The organism is Actinosynnema sp. NPDC023794 (assembly GCF_040639675.1).
In the GTDB taxonomy this organism is placed as follows: domain Bacteria; phylum Actinomycetota; class Actinomycetes; order Mycobacteriales; family Pseudonocardiaceae; genus Actinosynnema; species Actinosynnema luteola.
On record NZ_JBFAFR010000100.1, the window covers coordinates 1 to 1,259 of the forward strand.

Below are 1,259 nucleotides of genomic sequence, written 5' to 3' on the forward strand. Positions count from 1 at the left end.
GGCGGATTCAACTGGTCGTCGCAACACCTCGATGGCGGAGGTGTCGGGTGGGGCGGTCAGCGGGTTGGGTGACGAGGGTGACGGGGCGTCCGGCGATGAGGTCGCCCGGGCCGCCTCCGATTCGTCGTGATGTGGAGCGTGCGTTCTGGACAGGGATCGCCGAGGGAATGTCCACTGAGGATGCCGCCGTCGCGTGCGGCGTGTCGGGACCGGTGGGCTGGCGGTGGTTCCGCCACCGTGGCGGCATGCCTTCGATCCGTCTCCTTCCGCCCTCGGGCAGGTATCTGTCGTTCGTCGAGCGCGAGGAGATCGCGTTGTTGAAGGCCCAGGGCATCGGAGTATGCGAGATCGCGCGCAGGTTGGGGCGGTCGCCGTCGACGATCTCGCGGGAGTTGCGCCGCAACGCCGCCACCCGTGGCGGCCAGTTGGACTACCGGGCCTCGATCGCGCAGTGGAAGGCGGAACTGATGGCCCGCCGGCCCAAGTCCGCAAAGCTCGCGACCAACGAGCGGCTCCGCGAGTACGTCCAGGACCGGCTCGCCGGAACCGTCGCAACGCCCGACGGAGTTGAGGTCGGGCCGATCACACGCAAGTGGAACGGCCGCGGCAAACCCCGGCAGGAGGATCGCGAATGGGTGACGGCGTGGAGCCCCGAGCAGATCAGCCGCAGGTTGCCGTCGGACTTCCCCGATGATGAGTCCATGCGGGTCTCGCACGAGGCGATCTACCAGGCCCTCTACGTCCAGGGACGCGGCGTGCTGCGGCGGGAGCTGGTCGCCTGCCTGCGCACCGGTCGTGCACTGCGAGTGCCGCGTGCTCGCGCTCGTCAGCGCGCGAGCGGTCACGTCACCGCCGAGGTGGTGATCAGCGAGCGTCCCGCCGAGGTCGAGGATCGGGCGGTGCCAGGCCACTGGGAAGGCGATCTGATCATCGGCGCAGACCGGTCGGCCATCGGCACGCTCGTGGAGCGCACGACGCGGTTCACGATGTTGCTGCACCTGCCCCGCATGGAAGGCTTCGGCACCGAACGGCACGTCAAGAACGGCCCCGCGCTGGCCGGCCGCGGCGCCCTGGCGGTGAAGGACGCCATCGCGGCGAGGTTCACGACCATGCCCGAGCAGCTGCGGCGGTCGTTGACCTGGGACCGCGGCAAGGAACTGGCCCGGCACGCGCAGCTGCGGATCGAGACCGGGTTGACGGTCTACTTCGCCGATCCGCACAGCCCGTGGCAGCGCGGCACGAACGAGAACACCAATGGC

Annotated in this window: 1 protein-coding gene; it reads left to right on the plus strand. The window is 69.7% G+C overall.

All coding sequences use genetic code 11. The annotated features are described in order from the left end of the window. Window positions 1-95: 95 nt before the first annotated feature. On the plus strand, window positions 96-1,259 hold a 1,164-nt coding region (locus tag AB0H12_RS45170; protein WP_499632963.1), incomplete at its 3' end, for an IS30 family transposase.